We start from the raw sequence: 20843 nt of genomic DNA on the forward strand, positions 1-20843 counted from the left end.
CTACACTGAATTATAAACGACCGATCACAACTAAAAGTTACAAGCTTTTTACAACGGTAGAGAGAAAAAGTTAATATTTTGATGAACAAACAAAAAAAGCACCCCAAAGTGCGGGATGCCTCTTGCATATTCGATGGTTTTGCCGCTATGACGGCAATCATTACAATTTTGATACCGTTCATTCCTGAACATTTTTTCGAGGTATCAATGATATTATTTACCAAATGAAGAAGGATCTTCACGCCAGGATTTGAGCAACTCAAAGTCACTCTCCTGAATCGTTCCCTGAGCCAAAGCCACATCCATCAGCGCCGTGTAATTGGACAACGTCTGAAGTGGAATTCCAGCATCTTCAAATGCTTTAACACCTTTATCCAGCTGGTAGCTGAAAATGGCAAGTACGGCGAGAGGTGTTGCACCTGCTACACGTACGGCTTCTGCTGCTTTGATCGAGCTTCCACCTGTAGAGATCAGATCTTCGATGACAACCACTTTCTGTCCTTCGGTAATCAGACCTTCGATCAGGTTCTCCTTGCCGTGTCCTTTCGCTTTATCACGAATGTAGGCCATCGGCAGATCCAGCTTCTGAGCCACCCAGGCAGCATGCGGAATACCTGCGGTTGCTGTACCTGCGATGACTTCTGCATCCGGGTACTGGTTCCGAATGATTGTTGCAAATGCTTCAGCGATATCGTTGCGAATCTCCGGATAGGACATCGTTAAGCGGTTATCACAGTATATTGGTGATTTGATGCCGGATGTCCATGTAAATGGCTGCTGCGGACGTAACGCCACGGCTTTAATTTTCAAAAGTTGGGAAGCAATATGATTTGGAATCTCATTCAGTTCGATCATGCGTTCAACATCTCCTTCAAAATGGTTTCTACCGCTTCTCGCGGATTGGGAGCGCCTGTAATGGGTCTGCCTACAACAATGTAATGACTGCCTCTGGCGATAGCTTCACCTGGGGTCAAGACGCGTGTCTGATCTCCCAGACCACTACCCGCTGGACGAATTCCTGGAGTAACGGTGTGAAAAGCACTGCCACACGCTGCCCGAATTGCGGGCACTTCCAGTGGAGAAGCAACAACTCCATCCAGTCCGGCCTCTTGGGCTAGTCCTGCATAACGTACCACAGCAGCTTCCACACTTCCCGGGATGCCAATCTCGTTATTCATCGTTTCCAGACTTGTACTGGTGAGTTGGGTGACTGCAATGATCTCGGGCTTGCTAAGGGAAGGATCGGCAGCGATTGCTGCCTCAGCACCTTCACGTGCAGCACGCATCATAAGGGCTCCACCCGCTGCATGTACATTGAACATGTCTACGCCAAGACGTGTGATACTCTCAGCTCCGCCACGAACGGTGTTGGGAATGTCATGCATTTTCACATCCAGAAAAACGGAGTAACCTTTGGATTTCAGCTCCCGAATAAAGTCAGGTCCCGCTGCGTAGAACAGCTGCATACCCACCTTGAGATAACAGGGAATTCCCTCAAGAGCTTGTACCAATTCTTGAGCTTCTTCCGCTCCAGGATAATCCAGTGCCACCATCAGACGGCCAGCCATTTCATTGAAACTCGCTTGATTCATCACCAGCGCTCCCTCCACTTGCTCATTTTTTCCGTTTTTGCCCGATATAAAGGACATCCCGCCAGCCCGCAGGCTGACTGATGTCCTTCATCAGAGAGTTATTTATTTTACAAAGACAGGCATTGCTTCCGAAGAGAAGTTGATCGTTTGCAGCATGATCAGCAGCGCACGAATCGTATCCAATGAAGTCATACATACAATGCCGTTTTCTACCGCTTCACGACGGATACGGAATCCATCACGCTGCGGTGTTTTGCCTTTGGTGAGTGTGTTGAAGACAAAGTTTGCTTCGCCGCTACGGATCATATCCAGAATGTTCGGCGAACCTTCACTTAATTTGTTAACAGTCGTTACCGGAATGTTCGCTGCTTCAAGCGCAGCTGCTGTTCCACCGGTAGCCATGATTTTGTAACCCAGTCTGTAGAAACCTTCGAGCAAAGGAACCGCTTCGTCTTTGTCTTTGTCTGCTACAGTTACTACGATCGCTCCGGTTGCCGGAATTTTCATTCCTGCGCCGATGAGACCTTTGAACAACGCTTTAGCGTAATTCGGGTCACGACCCATAACCTCACCTGTAGACTTCATCTCAGGTCCGAGGGTTGGCTCTACACGACGCAGCTTCGCGAAGGAGAAGACCGGAACTTTAACAGATACATGATCCGATTCAGGCCACAGCCCGTCAACATAACCAAGATCTTTTAGTTTCACACCCAGAATGGCTTGTGTTGCCAAGTTCGCCATCGGAATGTTGGTTACTTTGCTCAGGAATGGTACGGTACGGGATGAACGTGGGTTCACCTCGATAATGTACACTTGGCCATCATGGATAACAAACTGGATGTTGACCAGACCAACCGTTTTCAGTTCTTTCGCAATTTTGATTGTAATCTCTACAATTTTCTCTTTCAAATCCTGGGACAGATGTTGAGGAGGATATACCGCGATGGAGTCACCAGAGTGAACCCCTGCACGCTCGATATGTTCCATGATTCCCGGAATCAATACCGTTTCACCATCACAGATGGCGTCAACCTCAACTTCTTTACCCATCATGTAACGGTCGATCAGGACCGGATGCTCCGGATTGATTTTAACCGCCTGTTCCATGTATGTCAGCAATTCAGCATCGGAGTATACAATCTCCATCGCACGACCGCCGAGTACATAGGAAGGACGAACCAGTACCGGGTAGCCCAGACTTTGAGCTGTTTCTACCGCATCATCAACGGAAATGACTGTTTTACCTTTTGGCTGTGCAATCTCCAGACGGGAGAGCAGACGTTCGAACTTCTTACGGTCCTCCGCCTCATCAATGCTTTCCAGATCCGTTCCGAGAATGGTTACACCTGCATTACGCAGTGGTGCTGCCAGGTTGATGGCCGTTTGACCACCGAACTGTACGATAACCCCTACTGGTTTCTCCTGTTCAATCACGTTCATGACATCTTCGAAGAAGAGCGGTTCAAAGTAAAGGCGATCCGATGTATTAAAGTCCGTAGACACCGTCTCCGGGTTATTGTTGATAATGACTGCTTCATAGCCTGCTTTTTGCAATGCCCATACTGCGTGTACAGTTGAGTAGTCGAACTCGATCCCTTGACCGATCCGGATTGGTCCTGAACCCAGCACCACAACTTTTTTCTTGTCTGAAGGGATAACTTCATTCTCTGTCTCGTAAGTTGAGTAATAATATGGCGTTGTTGCTTCAAACTCAGCCGCACATGTATCTACCATTTTGTACACTGGGCGCAGGTTCTCTGCTTCCCGACGAGTTCTAACTTCCGCTTCAGTTGTTAATGTGCCTCCTGGTTGACCTTGCGCACGCAGTTCAGCAATGGCACGGTCTGTAAATCCAAGGCGTTTCGCTTGATACAGAATGTCGGAAGACAATTCGGATTCTTCGCGAATGCGATCTTCAAATGCGATCAGACCTTCGATTTTGTCCAGGAACCACCAGTCAATCTTGGTCAGATCCTGCAGCTGTTGCAACGTATAACCTCTGCGGAATGCTTCGGCAATCAGGAAGATACGCTCATCATCTGCTTTGATCAGACGTTCGTTCAAGGTCGCTTCGTCCAGCGTTTCGGCATCCTTCAGGTAGAGACGATGTACGCCAATTTCCAGGGAACGAACTGCTTTGTGAATCGACTCTTCGAATGTCCGGCCAATAGCCATTACTTCGCCTGTTGCTTTCATCTGAGTTCCCAGTTTACGGTTCGCCGAGATGAACTTGTCGAACGGCCAGCGTGGGATTTTGCTCACGATGTAATCCAGTGTAGGCTCAAAGCAAGCATACGTTTGGCCTGTTACTGGGTTCACGATTTCATCCAACGTGTAACCCATGGCAATTTTGGCAGCCATTTTTGCAATCGGATAACCCGTTGCTTTGGAAGCCAGAGCCGATGAACGGCTTACCCGTGGATTTACTTCGATAACATAGTATTGGAAGCTGTGTGGGTCCAGTGCAAACTGTACGTTACATCCACCCTCGATGTTCAGGGCACGGATGATTTTCAGGGAAGCTGAACGCAGCATTTGATATTCACGGTCCGACAATGTTTGGCTTGGTGCTACGACGATACTGTCACCTGTATGAATACCTACCGGGTCAAAGTTTTCCATGTTGCAGACAACGATACAGTTATCGTTTTTGTCTCGCATAACCTCATACTCGACTTCTTTCATACCTGCAATGCTCTTCTCGACCAGACATTGCCCAATCGGGCTGTAACGAATTCCCGCTGCCACCGTCTCACGCAGCTCTTCTTCGTTCGCACAGATTCCGCCGCCAGTTCCGCCCAGTGTATAGGCTGGACGCACGATGATTGGATAACCAATCTCATTCGCAAATTCAAGTGATTCTTCAAGTGTCGTTACGATGACACTCTCTGGTACAGGTTGTTCCAATTCACGCATCAGGTCACGGAACAGATCACGATCTTCCGCTTTCTCGATGGATGTCAGCTGTGTTCCGAGCAATTTCACATTTTCACGTTCCAGCACGCCAGCACGAGCCAGCTCTACAGCCATGTTCAGACCTGTTTGACCACCCAGTGTTGGCAACAAGCCATCTGGACGCTCTTGACGAATGATTTGGGTTACAAAATCCAGTGTAATTGGCTCAATGTAGACTTTGTCAGCCATGTTTGTATCCGTCATAATGGTCGCCGGGTTGCTGTTGATAAGTACAACTTCCACGCCTTCTTCTTTCAGAGCCTGGCAAGCTTGTGTACCGGCATAGTCGAACTCGGCCGCTTGACCGATGACGATTGGACCGGAACCAATCACCAGGATTTTTTTGAGATCTTTGTTAATCGGCATGTTATTGTGCTCCTTTCACTGCGGCTGCCAATACGGCTTGACGCGGCTTTTGCGGGTTAGTGATCTTGTGCTCGCGAATCATCTCGATGAAGCGGTCGAACAGATAGCTGTTGTCGTAAGGACCCGGGGCTGCTTCAGGGTGATATTGAACCGAGAATGCCGGGAATGATTTATGTTTCAGACCTTCAATGGTCTTATCGTTATTGTTGATATGTGTAACTTCCAGGTCCGTGCTCTTCACAGACTCTTCGTTTACAGTAAATCCATGGTTCTGGGATGTGATGAAGCAACGTCCGCTCTCCAGTTCTTTCACCGGGTGGTTTCCTCCGCGATGTCCAAACTTGAGCTTTTCGGTGTCTGCTCCTGCTGCAAGTGCGAACAACTGGTGACCCAAGCAGATGCCGAAGATCGGGTATTCGCCAAGCAGTTCACTGATCATGTTAACCGCGTGAGGTACGTCTTTCGGGTCCCCAGGGCCGTTGGACAGTTGAATTCCGTCCGGGTTCAGGCGACGAATCTCGTCTGCTGTTACATCGTGTGGAACAACAACTACGTCACAGTCACGTTTGCTGAGTTCGCGCAAAATCCCTGTTTTTGCACCGTAATCCACGAGCACAATACGCTCAGCCGTTCCCGGGCTGTTGTAGACATGCTCTGTAGAAGTCATTGGCACCTGGTTACGCAGCTCAGCAATGGTGGTGTCTCCCATCATCTCCAGCAGTTCTTCCACAGGTTTCGATCCTGTTGTGAGAATTCCCTTCATTGTGCCGTGGTGACGAATCCGGCGAGTCAACATGCGTGTATCAATTTCGCTGATTCCTACGATGCCGTATTCTTTGAGCAGATTGTCTACGCTATATTCCGCACGCCAGTTGCTTGGCGTTGGCTCATGACGACGCACAACGAAACCGTGCACGTATGGACGAATCGACTCAAAGTCATCACGCGTAATGCCGTAGTTTCCGATCAGAGGATACGTCATGGTTACGATTTGACCGCAATAGGAAGGATCCGAAAGCACCTCTTGATAGCCTGTAATTCCCGTATTAAAAACGACCTCACCTGTAGTTTCACCTTCAGCACCAAATGCTTTCCCGGTGAACAGTGTGCCGTCTTCCAACAATAATCTTGCCTGTGCCTGCATCCCATTTCACTCCTCTGTGTTTATCAACGTTGAATGCATTGGGGTTGAACTTTCTGGAAACTTCGTGCGGCTCCGCTGACAGAAAACCCTTTGATCGCTGTTATCCCCGGATTAATTTTTATCATTTTTCAAATGATGTAATCCGGTGATAAAGGCGAACGCTTTGCTTCTTCGGGTCTTTTCTGTCCGTTCCGCAGTTACGTTGGTGTCCAAGTTCAAAATCATGACATTCAACTTTGCTTGTTTCGTATGTTAGACTCTCGGCATGATTTGCCTCGAGTTAGTTGAAAAGATGTTACTGGTGTAAAAGTTGTAGATTAAGTTTTAGAGTTAAAAAGATTTGTTGTTTTAAAAAAGTTAAGAATTACTGTTACTGTTTTAAAGAGTTAAAGATATAGAGTTACTGTTTTATTAATTTGCTGAGTTACCGTTTTACTGTTGTACCGTGTTATTCCACACGCTTTTGCCATCCACCCAAGTTTGTACGGCCCAGCCTTTCAGCTTCCAACCTGTGAATGGTGTGTTTCTTCCTTTGGTTGCAAACGTTGCAGGATCAACCGCTTTTTCCTCGTTCAGGTCAATCATAGTGATATCGGCTGGTGCTCCCTCTTCCAGTTTGCCTGTATCCAGTCGGAATACACGTGCCGGATCAGCTGTCATGCGTTTCACCAGGAAATCCAAGCTCCACAATCCTGTTTCCACAAACTTGGTGTACAGCAGCGGGAAGGCTGTTTCGAATCCTACGATTCCGAAAGGTGCCAGCTCCATGCCTTTGGCTTTCTCTTCTTCACTGTGTGGCGCGTGATCAGTTACGATCATATCCAGCGTGCCGTCTAGCAAACCTTCGATACAAGCCTGCACATCGCGTGGTGAGCGTAGCGGCGGGTTCATTTTCCAGTTGGCGTCCATGCCTGGGATATCTTCATCCGACAACACCAGATGGTGTGGACATACCTCAGCAGTTACTTTAATGCCGATGGACTTCGCTAGACGAATCAAGCGAACCGATTGCTCTGTACTTACGTGGCAAACGTGATAATGGACTCCCGTTGCTTCTGCCAGTAGGATATCACGGCCAACGTGAATGGCTTCGGATTCATTTGGAATGCCTTTGATGCCGTGGCGCTTCGAAAACTCACCTTCCGTCACATATCCACCAACAACCAGTGAGTCATCTTCACAGTGAGCGATCACTGGCATATCCATGCTTGCTGCGAGGCTCATGGCATCTTTCATCATTTGAGCGTTTTGTACGCCTACACCGTCATCTGTGAATCCAATAGCGCCTGCTTCTTTTAATGCGGCAAAATCGGTAAGTTCACGACCCAGTTCATTTTTTGTAATGGCTGCATAAGGCAACACTTTAACCAGATCAGCTTCTTTGGCTTTATCCAATACCAGCTTCACAACTTCCGCTGTATCTGTTACTGGTCTTGTGTTCGGCATGCAAGCGATTGTTGTAAAACCACCTTGTGCTGCTGAACGGGCACCTGTCTCGATCGTCTCTTTGTGTTCGAATCCAGGTTCACGCAGATGCACATGCATATCGATCAATCCCGGAATGACCAGTTTGCCTGATGCGTCTGTCACACTTTGAGCTGACTTTTCGGCATCCAGTACGGCTTGGTCTTCCAGACCAGCGATCTTTTTAATTTTACCTTCATCTATAATGATGGTTTTCCGTTCAAGTTCCCCTTGTTGGTTCAAGACGTTTGCGTTTTTTATAATCTGTAGCATAATTGCCCTCCGCTTCGGTTCTGTCCGGCTTACCAGGCAAGCCGGATGATTTTCTTTATCGTGTACTCTCTTATTGCTCTATAAGAACTACCGTACCGTCAGCCTATGACCCACAGCCAGACCCTGTTACAGTTTCATCGCACGTTCCATAACCGCCATGCGGATTGGAACGCCGTTTGCCATCTGCGGGAAGATCCGCGATGCTTCACTTTCCACAACCGCGTCATCTACCTCGACGTTGCGATTCACTGGAGCAGGGTGCATGATAATGGTGCTTGGTTTTAGGCGTGATGCCCGTTCTTCCGTCAATCCGTAGTGTTCGCGATAATCCTCAGCTGAAGTAATTAAGCCATGTTGATGACGTTCCAGTTGAACACGAAGCATCATGACTACATCTGCATCCAGCGCTTCTTCAAGACCGACATAAGGAGCATGCTCTGCGAGTTCCGGTGCCTGCATCGTTTGCGGTGCACAGAAGCGTACATCCGCACCAAACTTTTGCAGTGCCCACAGGTTGGAACGAGCTACACGGCTATGCAGGATGTCACCAATGATGGAGACACGCAAGCCTTTCAGTTCGCCAAATGCTTTCCTCATCGTGTATAGATCCAGCAACGCCTGTGTGGGATGCTCATTGTTGCCGTCTCCGGCGTTCACGAGTGGTACATTCACTTTCTGAGCCAGTTGTTGCAGAACGCCTGCCGGTTTCAACCGGATCACGCCTGCATCAATGCCCATCGACTCAAGTGTTCGTACCGTATCGTAGATGGACTCTCCTTTTTCCACACTGGATGCGGCTGCCGTAAAGTTCAACACTTGTGCGCCCAGGCGTTTCTCTGCCATTTCGAAGGAGAAGCGGGTACGTGTGCTGTTCTCGAAGAACATGTTCGCAACAAAGCGTGATTCCAGTACAGGAGCCAGTTTCTCTTTCTGCGCTTCCCAGTGAGCCGCTCTGTTCAGAATGGACTCGATTTCTCCTCGACTAAGTTCCTTCAGTCCAAGCAAGCTTCGGTCTCTCAATGCTGTCTGTGTAATCATTATGCTTGCTCCCCCCGGTTCTGAGTGATTTTGACTTCGTCCTGTCCGTCCGTTTCCATGAGTGCAACTTCAATCTCCTCTGATTTGGAAGTCGGCACATTCTTGCCGATAAAATCAGGTCGAATCGGAAGTTCCCGGTGTCCGCGGTCTGCGAGTACAGCCAGCTGAATGTTCTGCGGTCTTCCACAGTCCATCAGGGCATCCATCGCTGCGCGAATCGTCCGTCCGGTATAGAGCACATCATCGAACAAAATCACTTTTTTGTTATGGATCGAAAGTGATTCAGGTGTCATAATCAACATTTCCTTGCGATTCGCTTTATTTTCGTCCAAGCGGTCATCGCGGTAAGGAGTCACATCCAGTTCTCCCCAGGGGACTTTGGCGCCTTCGATTTCTTCAATCTTGGCGGCAATCCGTTCTGCCAGGTAAACCCCGCGTGTACGGATACCAACCAACACACAATCGTCGATTCCTTTGTTTTTCTCCAATATCTCATGGGCAATCCGTGTTAATGCGCGGCGGATCGCCGTCTCATCCATAATGACATGTGTCTCTGTGCTCATGCGTTCAGCCTCCTCAGGATTTCCCTTCAGCATCATGGCCCCGTGACGAGGAGAAAAAAAAAAGACTCCTTGCCGTGTTTATTGGCAAGGAGTCTCCGAACTTCAGACCGCTCTGAAGAAAGTTTACTCTCGGGGATGCATCGCTTCATTTGCCGCAGCAAAAAAACGATGTATCGTTCACGTTACCTTGCCAGTCTCACGGGACTGATTTAAAGGTGCTATTCATGTCGTTCATATTGCAGAACCTCACAGGGTTCTGTAATCAATATGTCCGTTTGTCTTCATGAATTATGACAGAAAGACAACCCCCTGTCAACACCTCACCATCGCAGGTGAAAACCCTCTGCTACGTTCTTCTTAGAATCAGCAGTTAGGCTGAAAAACATCCATGCACAATACATCTCATTGGTTATTCATAATTATACAACATTTCTGCATATTTATCCATAGGCAAATGAGAAATTTGATATAACCAAAATAAACCTCTTACTGTACTCAAGTAGAGACAAAACACTTCTTTTTAGAACAAACGGTGAGTTTCATTTTACGCAATATATGAAGGCTCTGAATTAGTACCAAGTGAAATGGGTACAGTTTATAAACATGAACCCATTATTAGATACTGCAATAATGCCGATATACATAAGATTCACAAATTTACGACATAGAAATAAGTTACGCCCTACATTTATGTACATTTAGGAGGAAGTCATGCGTCACATTTGGCACGTTTACAAAACAGACTGGTTGCATATTCTGAAGGTTCCCACAGGTATATTTCTAATTGTGGCTATTATTCTACTGCCCGGGGTGTATGACTGGGTCAACGTGAAGTCCGTCTGGGACCCATACAGTAATACCCAGGAGATCAAAATTGCGGTGACAACTGAGGACAAGGGTGCGACTGTTGAAGGAACCCATGTTAATATCGGAGACGAACTGGTATCCAGCCTCAAACACAACGAAAAGCTGGGCTGGACTTTTGTGGACCAGGCTGAGGCTAATCGGGGTGTGCAAACTGGAGAGTATTATGCAAGCCTGCTCATTCCGGGGGACTTTTCATCCAAAATTACAGGCATCGTTGATGGGAAGCTGGAGCGACCGGAAGTAATCTATACCGTCAATGAGAAGGTGAATGCCATTGCTCCTAAAATCACAGGCTCTGGTGTATCTGCCATAACAACGCAAATCAATGAAAATTTCACTGAAGCCGTCAGTGAGGCCGTTCTAACCAAGCTGAATGAAGCCGGGGTTGAGATTAATTCCCAGCTTCCAACATTACGCAAAATGGAGAAAGGCATTTTTACACTGGAGAAAAATCTTCCGGCTATTCAAGCCGCAGGTCAAAAGGTTCTGGGAGTAGAAAAAGCCATGCCCGAGATTGTAAAAGATGCTCAAAAGATCGTTGAAATCGAGAAAAAACTGCCTGAAATCAATGAAGCAGCACAGTATGTGCTCAAGGTGCAGGAGTATTGGCCACAAATTAATGAGGCGGCTTCCGAAGTGCTGGCTATTCAAGGGCGAATACCGGATATACAAAAAGCGGTAGATCGCATTCGAGAAGTGGATGAAAACTTTGGACAGGTATCAGATGTTATCCAAACGGCGCTGGATAAAACGAACAAAGCTCTGTCTATCGTAACGGCCGCAGAACAAGATTTGGACAAAGTATCACAAATCGCTGGCAACGGGATTGAGCTTGCAGAGGGATTAAATCAGTTCGTGGATTCCAGTGAAGAAGCGTTTCAGACAATTGGCCCGACGATCCGCCAAAATCTGCTGCTGGTGCAGCAGATTACTAACGCTGCAGGAGACGTAATTGCACAATTGCAAAATTCGGATCTTAATAACCTTCCTACAGTAGAAGATCTCGACCGGATTGCTTCACGTTTAGGGGTTGCGGTAAAACTCGTGGACAGTATGGCAGAACTACTGGGCAACATCAATAACTTGCTTCCAAGCCAACCACTTGCCGATAAAATCACACAACTGAACTCCATTTCAGATAAACTTCAGTTGCAGATCCGCTTGGCTGGCATCATCAGTGATGCCATGCGTCGTAATACAACTCCACCAACAGAGGTCATCGCTCAGTTAAATACTCTCTCGAAGGACATCAGCAGCGGGATTGGCAATATCTTAAACACCTATGAAAGTGAAATATCGCCTGCACTTGCAGCTGGTGCGGATAAGCTCAGGTCTACCCTCTCCACTTCAGCAGAAACTCTGCAAGGAGCAAAAGATCGTATTCCGGATATTGCGGACATTCTTGCATCAGCCAAAGAAGGAATTACGTTTGGGCAGGCCGAGTTGACAAAAATCCAGAGCGAACTGCCTCAAATACAATCTAAGATCCATGAGATATCAGAAACACTCGCGAACAAAAGTGAAGGTTTTATCCAAGCTCTGAACACAGTGTCTTCATTAATTCGAAACGATCTGCCCAAGCTGGGAAACAAACTGAACGAAGCAGCTGATTTTGTTCGTAATGATCTGCCTACTGCCGAGAAACAGATAGGCAAGGCATCCGATTTTGTACAGAATCAGCTGCCGGAGGTCGAAAAAGGAGTTCACCGTGTTGCCGCGCTTGTACGTGATGATCTGCCAGCATTGGAAAGTGCCATCAGCAAGGCTGCTGACAAACTTCGGGAGGTCGAAGGTAATAAACAGTTTGCGGAGCTCGCCAAACTTTTGCGCGGCGATATTGAAGAAGAGAGTGCTTTCCTTGCAAGTCCGGTGCAAATTAAGGAAAAACAGCTTTACCCAATTCCGAATTATGGATCGGCCATGTCACCATTTTATGGCGTGCTGTCTCTGTGGGTTGGCTCAACACTGTTGATTTCTCTGCTTCGTGCCGAAGCTGAAAATCCAGGGGGCAAGTTCCGGGGATATGAGTTATATCTTGGACGTCTCGCTACTTTTCTGACCATTGGGTTACTTCAGGCGATATGTGTCACCCTGGGAGATATCTTAATCCTGGGTACCTATGTTGCAGATAAACTGTGGTTTGTCCTGTTTGCCATGCTGGTGAGTGCCGTATTTGTCACCATAACGTACACCCTGCTGTCCGTATTTGGAAATATCGGAAAAGGGATCGCCATTATCTTCATGGTGTTCCAGTTCTCCAGCTCTGGCGGTACGTTCCCAATCAGCATGACATCACCCTTTTTCCAAGCATTGAATCCGTTCATGCCCTTCACGTATGCGATCAGTCTGCTGCGTGAGTCGGTCGGCGGCATATTGTGGTCTACTGCCATCAAGGATATTCTGTGGTTATGTATGTTCATCGCGCTGAGTCTCATTGTTGCTCTCGCTTTGAAACGTCCACTCAGCAGTCTCACCAAACGTTCAGCCGAGAATGCCAAGAAGACCAAAATTATTGCTTAACTCACTTTGCTCAACACTAATTAAGAAAAGGCCATTGGACTTTACATCCAATAGCCTTTTCTTATTTCATTATATGAATCGATACATTTACTATTTGACTATTTCACTGAGCGTTCCTGTTCCAACTGATTATAGGATTGTTTGATTGTTGTTAATGTTTCTACATGGCGATAGATGTTGTTACTTGCCGTAACGATAACACATAACATGATCAAGCCTATAACCACTTTTTTCCCCAATCCCGGACGAAGGCTGATGACGAAACCTCCACCCAACAGGAAGAACGCAAACAGATAATGTCCCGCATACAGGTACATATCATATTGAAATACAGCCAGACCAAAGCCCACGACGACATGAAGCAAAAAGGCAAACAGAATATATGGCACAATGGTCCACACTTCACGTTCACGAATGCCCTTAATGAAGCCCATGAATGCCAGTAGTAAAACAAAGATACCTGTCATCTGCACATAGATTGGATTGGAACGTGATAGATCCGTAACAAAGGCTGCCATGCCCGGGTCCAGTAAATGCATCTTCGGTGTCAGCATCGGATTAATGGTTAACATGTTCAATGCTTTCCAATGAACAGCGAACTGGAATGGTGTTGCATAGCTTGTTCCACCATTTTGAATGCCCAACAGCCAGTTACTAACCCAGCTACGGCCCCCAAAGGCAACATACTGAATGCCAGTTAATACAACGATGATCAGAACCGCCAGTGCCATGATGCCGATGTATTTTTTCAAATTCGCCTTATTGCGCCATGTATTCATATTAAAGAATGTGGCAGCAGCAAATGGTACGATATTGGTCGAGGTTAGTCCAAAGTTAATCGATGCAAGCAATGCATTGGGTACATAACGTACGTCCTGACGCTCACGAGTATACTGCATGTAAACCACAGACAACAGAATAACGAACTGTACATAAGGATACGAATCCGGGATCAACGCGGTATACATCAGGTATGAACTGAAACCAAACAGTAAGGTAAACAGCAGCGGTACGATGGTCGGTTTATCTTCTTTTTGACTCAGGAACAGATACGCCAGCACCACCGAACCCGCATTCACCAGCGATTGCAAAATTAGAAAGAACCAGTTGCCTCCCAGAAGTTTCGCTACAGCCGCAAGGGTGACTGCGAGAAAGGAAATCAGCGGATGGATCACGGAAGAACTGTTGTCCCCATAATACATTGAAGGATCAAAGTTGAATAAATTGATTGGAAACAGCGTTGTATTAAATGGGGTATACGCCCCAAGCATCTCTGCATTATTTTCAATGTACAGAACATACGAGCCGTTCATTAAACCATAGAACAGAGCAAATCCCGCAAACAGGTAAAAGGCTGTCCAGTTGGCTCTGCGATTATAAAATAAGTGATCTAAAAATTTCATGCTTTCATTTCACATCCTGATTAATTAAGTTCTAAAATACCAATAAACATAGGCCACCCATAATACATGCCACACCTATCCAGCGTAAAGGGCCCACGGTCTCTTTAAATACCAGCCGAGCTATGATAAGAGTCCACACATATGTTAATGCGTTTGCAGGCAACACTACGGTTAATGGAAGAAACTTCAGCAATACAATATTCAGCAACGCGCCCGTTCCGTAGAATCCAAGTCCCATGAGTACATGCAGACGATTGCGACTGGAAGCATAAGCTTTCAGTCCGGCCCCACCCAGTGCACCACACAACGTCATGACAATTAATACGGCAACCATCCAGCTATCGATCAACACTGGTTAGTGTCACCCCGATTCCAAGCAACACAACTGCTGCCAGCTTCTGCATCGTAATTTCTTCCCCAAGCAAAAAATACCCATAGATTAAGGCAAATACATAGCTGGCACACATCAGAGGATAAGCAACTGAGAGTTTTTCCAGAGCAAAAGCTTTAATCATCAAAATCGCTCCAAGTCCATAACACAGAAAACCTACACCCAGGTAAATCCACTCGGTTAGTCCCCATTTCCAGAACAATTGACCCGTTGCTGTCAGAAAAGCGGAAACGAGCATTAACCATTTACCAGTATGACGCGATTTTATTTCCCCCACGTTAATGCCTCCATGTCCGGAACACGCTTGTTAATAAAGTATCGTTGACTCACAAGTTGCATGACGGGAAGGTCGGATAAGGAGTCAGAGTAGGAACATGACTGGTCATAATCAATGACCATATTCTTTTCACTCAGATAAGCCTGAATTCGGCGTACCTTCTCTTCCCCTTTGCAGTTGCTGCCGTCAACTCTGCATGTGTAACCATTCTCATGACGGACAAGTTCAGTTCCAATTACATGATCCACCCAGGGAAAATTATTAAAGTATTTCATATAGGCATGCGGAGATGCAGTTACCAGCAAGACATGATACCCTGCTTCTTTGCGATGTTGCATCTCTACACTGGCCTCGGCAAAAATGGACGTACGCAAGCGAGTATCAAAGAAATGTTCGAGATCTTTTTCAGACATACGCTCAATTTCTTGAAAGTAGGATCGTTTGACTTGTTCAACCGTCATGAAGCCTGCCTTGAATAACACGGTATGTAATGCAATGACAGGTAATCTCCATACCTGCCACGGGTAACGGCGAACACCGTAATGCACAAATTGAAACATGGAATCACTGCGTATGATCGTTTTATCAATATCAAAAATTGCGACTTTCGTGCTTTTCACCCTGATCCCCCTCAGCCTTTATTCAAAGATTGCAAAGATTGTAACAACACTTATCACATACAACATAACCGTAATTAATATAGGCTTGTCCTCAAACAGCACACGATCGGGCGAACCTCCCTGGTTCTTCATGTGGATCAGATACAGGTAACGGAACATGCCGTAAATGACCAATGGAATCGTCCACATGAGATGAATGGTTCGATCTGAAGTGAATGTGAACAGGGAATAACTGATAATCGTAGCTGTCGTCACAATTGTATTGAATTGATCCAGTAATGTAATGGAGTAGTTATCCAAAACCTTACGATGTGATCCCGTATTTCCCTCAAGCAACGTGAGTTCATTTCTACGTTTTCCAATGGCCAAAAACAACGACAACAGCATGGTACAGATCAAAAACCACGGCGTGAATGGCACATGGATCAGCACACCACCTGCAATGGCACGAAGTACAAAGCCGGCTGCAATGGTCATCATATCCAGGATAACGAGATGTTTCAGCACAAATGAATAAGATACATTCAACAGGAAATAGACGATACATAACACCCCGAATAGAGGGTTCATCATGAAGGCCGTTCCTACGGAAAGGATTAATAGAATAATGCCAAACAACAAAGCATGACTCGGATTCACCTGCCCAGAAGCCATAGGACGATACCTTTTCACCGGATGCTGTCGATCCCTGTCTCGGTCTACAAAGTCATTTAAAATATACACACAGCCTGCAACAAGGCTAAATAGAATAAAACCAAGCAACGTCGCAAGAATGGTTTCAGTCCGAATCTCCTCAAAAGAAAATAGTAACGCAGCAAATAACAGCAGATTTTTAGTCCACTGTTTGGGTCTTAACAATCTGAATAATCCTGACACTGTACTGCCTGTTCCTGTAGCCGGTGAGGACACCGTACTTGTTCGTGATGATAACAATTGTAATAACTCCCTTCAACAACAACTTCTGTATATAACAAATAACGTAAAGATCTAATCATATGTTGCTTGTATAATTTTGTAAAGGGAGTAAATGAAAAAAATCTAATATGGGCATAAAAAAAGAGACCGTTTCCGGTCTCTTCGTTAGTACATGATTTAACTATTGGGTGATGCGATTAAAATTCAAATTGTACGTCGCTCAGACGACGTTTGATCTCAGCAATAACACGTTTCTCTTCCTCTTCACCCTTCGCTTCAAAGGTTACGGAGAAACGAACAAAGTTACCGGCATCATCCCAAGGTACGGATGAGATCAGTTTCTCACGGATCAGGAATTGGGAGAAATCTTCGCCTGATTCGAAGCGACGTCCGCCAACGACACCTTTTGGTGCTTCTACATACAGGAAGAATGAACCTTTAGGTTTTTCAGCCTGGAAGCCCAGTTCGTTCAATGCGGCAACGAGCATGTCGTGACGACGGGAATATTTCTCTGCAATTTTTTCCGTGATCTCAGGGTGATTCAATCCATAAGCAGCAGCCTTTTGAATCGCGATGAACTGACCGGAGTCATTGTTGTCCTTCACATCACTGAATGCTTTGACTACAAGCGGGTTACCCGCTACAAATCCGATTCTCCAACCCGTCATGTTGTAGGACTTGGACAGAGAGTGTAGCTCTACGCCGACATCCTTTGCACCAGGTACCGACAGGAAGCTGAACGGTTTTTTGCCATCATACGTCAATGCTGCGTATGGAGCATCATGTACAACCACAACATTGTATTTCTTAGCCCATTCCACAACTTCAGTGAAGAACTCCACCGTCGCGCTTGCGCCTGTTGGGTTGTTCGGATAGTTCAGGTAGAGCAACTTCGCACGTTTTGCGATGTCTTCCGGGATAGCCGTCAGATCAGGCAGGAAGTTGTTTTCTTTCGTCAATTGGATGTTGAACACTTCTCCACCCAGATACTTCGTATGTGTTCCCATAACCGGGTAACCTGGAACGGTCATGATTGTCACATCACCTGGATTGATGAAGCATGAAGGCATCATCGCCAAAGCCGGTTTTGAACCAATGGAGTGTACGATCTCAGTATCTGCATCGATACCTTCTACGTTGAATACGTTTTTCAGGTAGGAAGCAGCAGCAGCTTTGAATTCAGGAATACCATTGTCAGCATAACCACGATTCTCAGGTCTGGAAGCTTCTTCTGCAAGTGCAGTTACAATGCCTGCATCAGCCATTTCGTCCGGTTCACCTACACCAAGGTCAATCAGTTCCACATCGGGAAAATCTTTTTTGGCCGAAGCTTTGGCACGTTTGATTTTCTCGAATTTATAAATGTTCGTGTCTTTACCATAGTTGGAGCCACCGATACGGTCGGCAAAATTAGTCTGAATGTAAGTTTCTTGGTATTTATCGATACTCATAACGTTGTTCATCTCCTCATTTGACGCAAATTTCTACACTTTAATATGAAGCATTTGCGTGATCAAAGCCATGGACAAAGTATCCGAACATTTGTACTTTCTTGGAGCTGTTAACGACTGCGCAGCGAGGCAAGCACGTCTTCCATATCTTGCGGAATCGGAGCTGAAAATTCAAGGTATTCTCCCGTTGTTGGATGCACAAATCCAAGAATGGCCGCATGAAGAGCCTGTCCTTGCATTTTGATGCCTTTATTCCGTCCATAAGTTGGATCTCCTACAAGCGGGTGACCAATAAATTTCATGTGAACCCGAATCTGGTGAGTACGTCCTGTCTCCAGTTTCAATTCCAGCAAGGTGTAATCATTAATCCGCTCTGTAACGGTAAAATGCGTAACGGCAAGTTTACTGTTACGTTCTGTGACCGTATACATTTTGCGGTCATTGGTATCCCGTCCAATCGGTGCATCAATGGTCCCTTGATCATGATTAAGATGACCATGAACAAGCGCAATATACCGTCTATTCACCGTATGTTCCTTCAACTGAGCAGCCAGTGATGCATGCGCACGATCGTTCTTGGCAGCCATAATCAGGCCAGATGTATCCTTATCGATACGATGCACAATACCAGGACGCAACTCCCCATTAATACCCGAGAGGTCTTTGCAGTGATGCATAAGTGCATTAACGAGGGTACCCGACGTGTGTCCTGGTGCCGGATGCACCACAAGACCACGCTGTTTGTTGATCACGATCAGGTCGCTATCTTCATATACCACTTCCAGCGGAATATCTTCGGCAATGATCTCTACAGCAGCTGGTTCTGGAATCTGTAACTCAACCAGATCCCCTTCGGATAACTTGGCATTGGCTTTGACTACAGCACCATTTACCGTAACCATTCCGTCTCCGATCCACAATTGAACTTGGGAGCGAGATACGTTATCCACGGCTTCCGTAATATATTTGTCAATTCGTTCTTTTTTATGTTCAGCGGCAACGGTCCATTCCATACGTTCATTGCCATTCATTAGTTCTTCGTCGTTAATCTGTTCCTTATTCGGATTACTCATGATGTTCATTCCCTTCAATCTTCGCGGCTGCTTTTTCGCGCCGTCCTTCAAGCAATGTCTCCACTATGATCAACCCTACACCGATGCAGATTGCCGAATCGGCGATGTTAAAAATGGGAAACGTATAACTTCCAAAATTAAGTTGTACAAAATCTACAACTTCTCCGGTCAATGCCCGGTCAAGGAAGTTGCCAATTGCTCCACCAAGCACCAAACTAAGCGCCACAGGCAGCAATTTGTGCGGGGTATCTTTTACCTTTTGCAAATACCAAATCAAGGCAACGACCACAATCAACGTAACCACAATAAAGAACCAACGCTGGTCTTGCAGAATGCCAAATGCTGCTCCTGAGTTACGATGTGATGTGATGACAAAGAAATTGCCGATGACCGGAATTTCTTCTCTGAGTTCCATCCGGGTTGCAATCAGATACTTGGTTCCCTGATCCAATAAAAATACGATAAAAGCAAGGATATAATACACCACGTTTGTTTGTCACTCCGTTCTTGTCTTTTCCAAACGATACCAGGCTTACGCCAGACTTGTTTATTGTAGCACAGCTGTTTGGAAATCGTCCACGACGCGCTACATCGCAATGCTTATGGCAAAAACGATAACATTTCCCTTCTGTAATCTTGCCCTCAATGGCACATCCTACAATAGAGTCAAAATCCGGATTCCAGCATGAAAGCAGAAAGGGGAAAATCATGTCACATTTTACTAACGAACAACTACAATTTCTACGTTCCCAACTGATGTCCGATAAGCGCGATATTGAACATAGACTTTCGGAAAACGAGCATTATGGCCTTGGAGATTCCCTTAAACTACAGACAGGTGAATTATCACCAATTGATAACCATCCTGGCGACATAGCTACGGAGGTGTATGAACGCGAGAAAGATATTTCCCTGCTGGAACATGATGAATTCCAATTGGAACGAATCGATTCTGCACTGCACTCCATCGAAGAAGGACATTACGGTACATGTGCGGTCTGCCAGCAACCCATCCCTTATGAACGCATGGAAGCTGTTCCCTACACCAAATACTGCAAAAAACATCAACCGGAAACCGTTGTCTCTGAGAACCGTCCTGTAGAGGAAGAATTCCTCGCCCCGGCATTTGGTCGAACCAGTCTGGACGAGCGTGATGATCAAAATGGCTTCGATGGTGAAGACACTTGGCAGATTGTTGAAAGCTGGGGCACATCGAACTCACCAGCCATGGCTGAAGGACGCGATATCGACAGCTATGATGTTATGGCGATTGAAGCCACCGATGAAGTGGAAGGCTGCGTTGAAGCGTACGAAAGCTTTGTTGCCACGGACATCTATGGTCATGACGTCTCCATCGTGCGTAATCGGCAATATCGCCAGTACCTGGAGAACCGTGAGGGCGAGGGTCTGTTAGAACCGGATATGGAGACGGATGACATTTACTAAATGCACTTTGATATCTTTCACCTTTAATCGCTGCTAATCGCTTAGTATGTGTTCATATCAAGCTGGCGCTGGACAATGCGCACAATATCAGCGATGTAGTCTCCAACAATGGGAAGATTGAGCGCCCCAAGTAGCTGTAAAACGTAAATGATCGTTGCTGCGAAAAAGGTAAACCCAATCGCAATCCCCACACCTCGTGCGGCTCCAGACAACAGGTTCAATCCTATCAATTTCCATGGCCTGTTCAGCAATTCTGTGTATTGCGCTATTCGTGAACGTTCGAGTTCATTCGCCAGACGGTTCGTCAGGGTATGTAACTCTTCGATTTTGTCATGCGAATTCAGATTATCTGACGTTGATTGTTGTGAAGTGGATGCGGTTTGCTTGTCATGTTCGCTCATGTTTTGGTCAGTTCCTTTGATCAATATAGATTGACTGCACTATAGAATCATTGCCTTATTGCCTAAAAAACAAACGAGCCCAGA

General features: G+C 46.2%; 18 protein-coding genes. 2 read left to right on the plus strand and 16 right to left on the minus strand.

The genetic code is table 11. The features are described 5' to 3' along the window. Positions 1-213 precede the first annotated feature (213 nt). From pyrE to pyrR, 7 genes are all read right to left on the minus strand, one after another. Positions 214-855, minus strand: coding sequence for an orotate phosphoribosyltransferase (gene pyrE, locus C170_RS23865; RefSeq protein ID WP_036614805.1), 642 nt, complete (start codon positions 853-855; stop codon positions 214-216). Continuing rightward, entirely contained in the window at positions 852-1592 is a 741-nt protein-coding gene (pyrF, locus tag C170_RS23870; RefSeq protein WP_036614806.1) for an orotidine-5'-phosphate decarboxylase, read from the minus strand. Before pyrF ends, pyrE begins: the two co-directional genes overlap by 4 nt. Positions 1593-1694: 102 nt before the next feature. Further along, the gene (carB, locus tag C170_RS23875; protein WP_036614808.1) at positions 1695-4913 is read right to left on the minus strand and encodes a carbamoyl-phosphate synthase large subunit; all 3219 of its coding nucleotides are present in this window, start codon (positions 4911-4913) and stop codon (positions 1695-1697) included. Position 4914: 1 nt separating this feature from the next. After that, on the minus strand, positions 4915-6057 hold the full coding sequence (gene carA / locus C170_RS23880) for a glutamine-hydrolyzing carbamoyl-phosphate synthase small subunit (protein ID WP_017687333.1): 1143 nt from the start codon (positions 6055-6057) through the stop codon (positions 4915-4917). Between the two features lie 432 nt (positions 6058-6489). Next, positions 6490-7794, minus strand: coding sequence for a dihydroorotase (locus tag C170_RS23885; protein WP_036614813.1), 1305 nt, complete (start codon positions 7792-7794; stop codon positions 6490-6492). 126 nt (positions 7795-7920) lie between these two features. Beyond that, positions 7921-8832 carry an aspartate carbamoyltransferase catalytic subunit gene (locus tag C170_RS23890; protein ID WP_036614815.1) on the minus strand — a complete coding sequence of 304 codons (912 nt, stop codon included), beginning with the start codon at positions 8830-8832 and terminating at the stop codon, positions 7921-7923. After that, positions 8832-9395, minus strand: a complete 564-nt coding sequence (gene pyrR / locus C170_RS23895) for a bifunctional pyr operon transcriptional regulator/uracil phosphoribosyltransferase PyrR (protein ID WP_017687330.1) — start codon at positions 9393-9395, stop codon at positions 8832-8834. Before pyrR ends, C170_RS23890 begins: the two co-directional genes overlap by 1 nt. A gap of 711 nt (positions 9396-10106) precedes the next feature. Between pyrR and C170_RS23900 the strand changes: the two genes are divergently transcribed. Further along, on the plus strand, positions 10107-12782 hold the full coding sequence (locus tag C170_RS23900; protein ID WP_036614818.1) for a YhgE/Pip domain-containing protein: 2676 nt from the start codon (positions 10107-10109) through the stop codon (positions 12780-12782). Between the two features lie 98 nt (positions 12783-12880). On the opposite strand, the gene C170_RS23905 is transcribed toward C170_RS23900, so the two are convergent. The 8 genes from C170_RS23905 to lspA all read right to left on the minus strand — a co-directional run bounded on the left by C170_RS23905 (position 12881) and on the right by lspA (position 19399). Continuing rightward, positions 12881-14185 carry a DUF6080 domain-containing protein gene (locus C170_RS23905; RefSeq protein ID WP_036614820.1) on the minus strand — a complete coding sequence of 435 codons (1305 nt, stop codon included), beginning with the start codon at positions 14183-14185 and terminating at the stop codon, positions 12881-12883. A gap of 31 nt (positions 14186-14216) precedes the next feature. Next, on the minus strand, positions 14217-14537 hold the full coding sequence (locus C170_RS23910; protein WP_327196662.1) for an EamA family transporter: 321 nt from the start codon (positions 14535-14537) through the stop codon (positions 14217-14219). Further along, positions 14524-14814: an EamA family transporter gene (locus tag C170_RS23915; RefSeq protein WP_301291408.1), complete on the minus strand. Its 291-nt coding sequence runs from the start codon at positions 14812-14814 to the stop codon at positions 14524-14526. Before C170_RS23915 ends, C170_RS23910 begins: the two co-directional genes overlap by 14 nt. Positions 14815-14840: 26 nt before the next feature. After that, positions 14841-15473 (minus strand): HAD-IB family hydrolase, encoded by a 633-nt coding sequence (locus C170_RS23920; RefSeq protein WP_036614827.1) that lies wholly within the window; start codon positions 15471-15473, stop codon positions 14841-14843. Positions 15474-15491: 18 nt separating this feature from the next. Next, entirely contained in the window at positions 15492-16382 is an 891-nt protein-coding gene (locus tag C170_RS23925; RefSeq protein ID WP_047844436.1) for a decaprenyl-phosphate phosphoribosyltransferase, read from the minus strand. A gap of 203 nt (positions 16383-16585) precedes the next feature. Continuing rightward, positions 16586-17839: an LL-diaminopimelate aminotransferase gene (locus tag C170_RS23930; RefSeq protein WP_036614832.1), complete on the minus strand. Its 1254-nt coding sequence runs from the start codon at positions 17837-17839 to the stop codon at positions 16586-16588. Positions 17840-17949: 110 nt separating this feature from the next. Then, on the minus strand, positions 17950-18912 hold the full coding sequence (locus tag C170_RS23935; protein WP_442789466.1) for an RluA family pseudouridine synthase: 963 nt from the start codon (positions 18910-18912) through the stop codon (positions 17950-17952). Further along, entirely contained in the window at positions 18905-19399 is a 495-nt protein-coding gene (lspA, locus tag C170_RS23940; protein ID WP_017687321.1) for a signal peptidase II, read from the minus strand. Before lspA ends, C170_RS23935 begins: the two co-directional genes overlap by 8 nt. A gap of 221 nt (positions 19400-19620) precedes the next feature. Between lspA and C170_RS23945 the strand changes: the two genes are divergently transcribed. Beyond that, on the plus strand, positions 19621-20358 hold the full coding sequence (locus C170_RS23945; RefSeq protein WP_036614837.1) for a TraR/DksA C4-type zinc finger protein: 738 nt from the start codon (positions 19621-19623) through the stop codon (positions 20356-20358). 41 nt (positions 20359-20399) lie between these two features. Here the strand turns inward: C170_RS23945 and C170_RS23950 are convergent, their stop codons facing one another. Further along, positions 20400-20759, minus strand: a complete 360-nt coding sequence (locus tag C170_RS23950) for a DUF5665 domain-containing protein (RefSeq protein ID WP_017687319.1) — start codon at positions 20757-20759, stop codon at positions 20400-20402. Positions 20760-20843 lie beyond the last annotated feature (84 nt).

The organism is Paenibacillus sp. FSL H7-689 (genome assembly GCF_000517905.1).
Classification (GTDB): Bacteria; Bacillota; Bacilli; order Paenibacillales; family Paenibacillaceae; genus Paenibacillus; species Paenibacillus amylolyticus.

What these genes read in the sequence shown, in the direction of transcription:
- pyrE (WP_036614805.1), bottom strand. Translation starts at nt 855, where the DNA reads ATGATCGAACTGAATGAGATTCCAAATCATATTGCTTCCCAACTTTTG.
- pyrF (WP_036614806.1), bottom strand. Translation starts at nt 1,592, where the DNA reads ATGAATCAAGCGAGTTTCAATGAAATGGCTGGCCGTCTGATGGTGGCA.
- carB (WP_036614808.1), bottom strand. Translation starts at nt 4,913, where the DNA reads ATGCCGATTAACAAAGATCTCAAAAAAATCCTGGTGATTGGTTCCGGT.
- carA (WP_017687333.1), bottom strand. Translation starts at nt 6,057, where the DNA reads ATGCAGGCACAGGCAAGATTATTGTTGGAAGACGGCACACTGTTCACC.
- C170_RS23885 (WP_036614813.1), bottom strand. Translation starts at nt 7,794, where the DNA reads ATGCTACAGATTATAAAAAACGCAAACGTCTTGAACCAACAAGGGGAA.
- C170_RS23890 (WP_036614815.1), bottom strand. Translation starts at nt 8,832, where the DNA reads ATGATTACACAGACAGCATTGAGAGACCGAAGCTTGCTTGGACTGAAG.
- pyrR (WP_017687330.1), bottom strand. Translation starts at nt 9,395, where the DNA reads ATGAGCACAGAGACACATGTCATTATGGATGAGACGGCGATCCGCCGC.
- C170_RS23900 (WP_036614818.1), top strand. Translation starts at nt 10,107, where the DNA reads ATGCGTCACATTTGGCACGTTTACAAAACAGACTGGTTGCATATTCTG.
- C170_RS23905 (WP_036614820.1), bottom strand. Translation starts at nt 14,185, where the DNA reads ATGAAATTTTTAGATCACTTATTTTATAATCGCAGAGCCAACTGGACA.
- C170_RS23915 (WP_301291408.1), bottom strand. Translation starts at nt 14,814, where the DNA reads ATGCTCGTTTCCGCTTTTCTGACAGCAACGGGTCAATTGTTCTGGAAA.
- C170_RS23930 (WP_036614832.1), bottom strand. Translation starts at nt 17,839, where the DNA reads ATGAGTATCGATAAATACCAAGAAACTTACATTCAGACTAATTTTGCC.
- C170_RS23935 (WP_442789466.1), bottom strand. Translation starts at nt 18,912, where the DNA reads ATGAGTAATCCGAATAAGGAACAGATTAACGACGAAGAACTAATGAAT.
- C170_RS23945 (WP_036614837.1), top strand. Translation starts at nt 19,621, where the DNA reads ATGTCACATTTTACTAACGAACAACTACAATTTCTACGTTCCCAACTG.
- C170_RS23950 (WP_017687319.1), bottom strand. Translation starts at nt 20,759, where the DNA reads ATGAGCGAACATGACAAGCAAACCGCATCCACTTCACAACAATCAACG.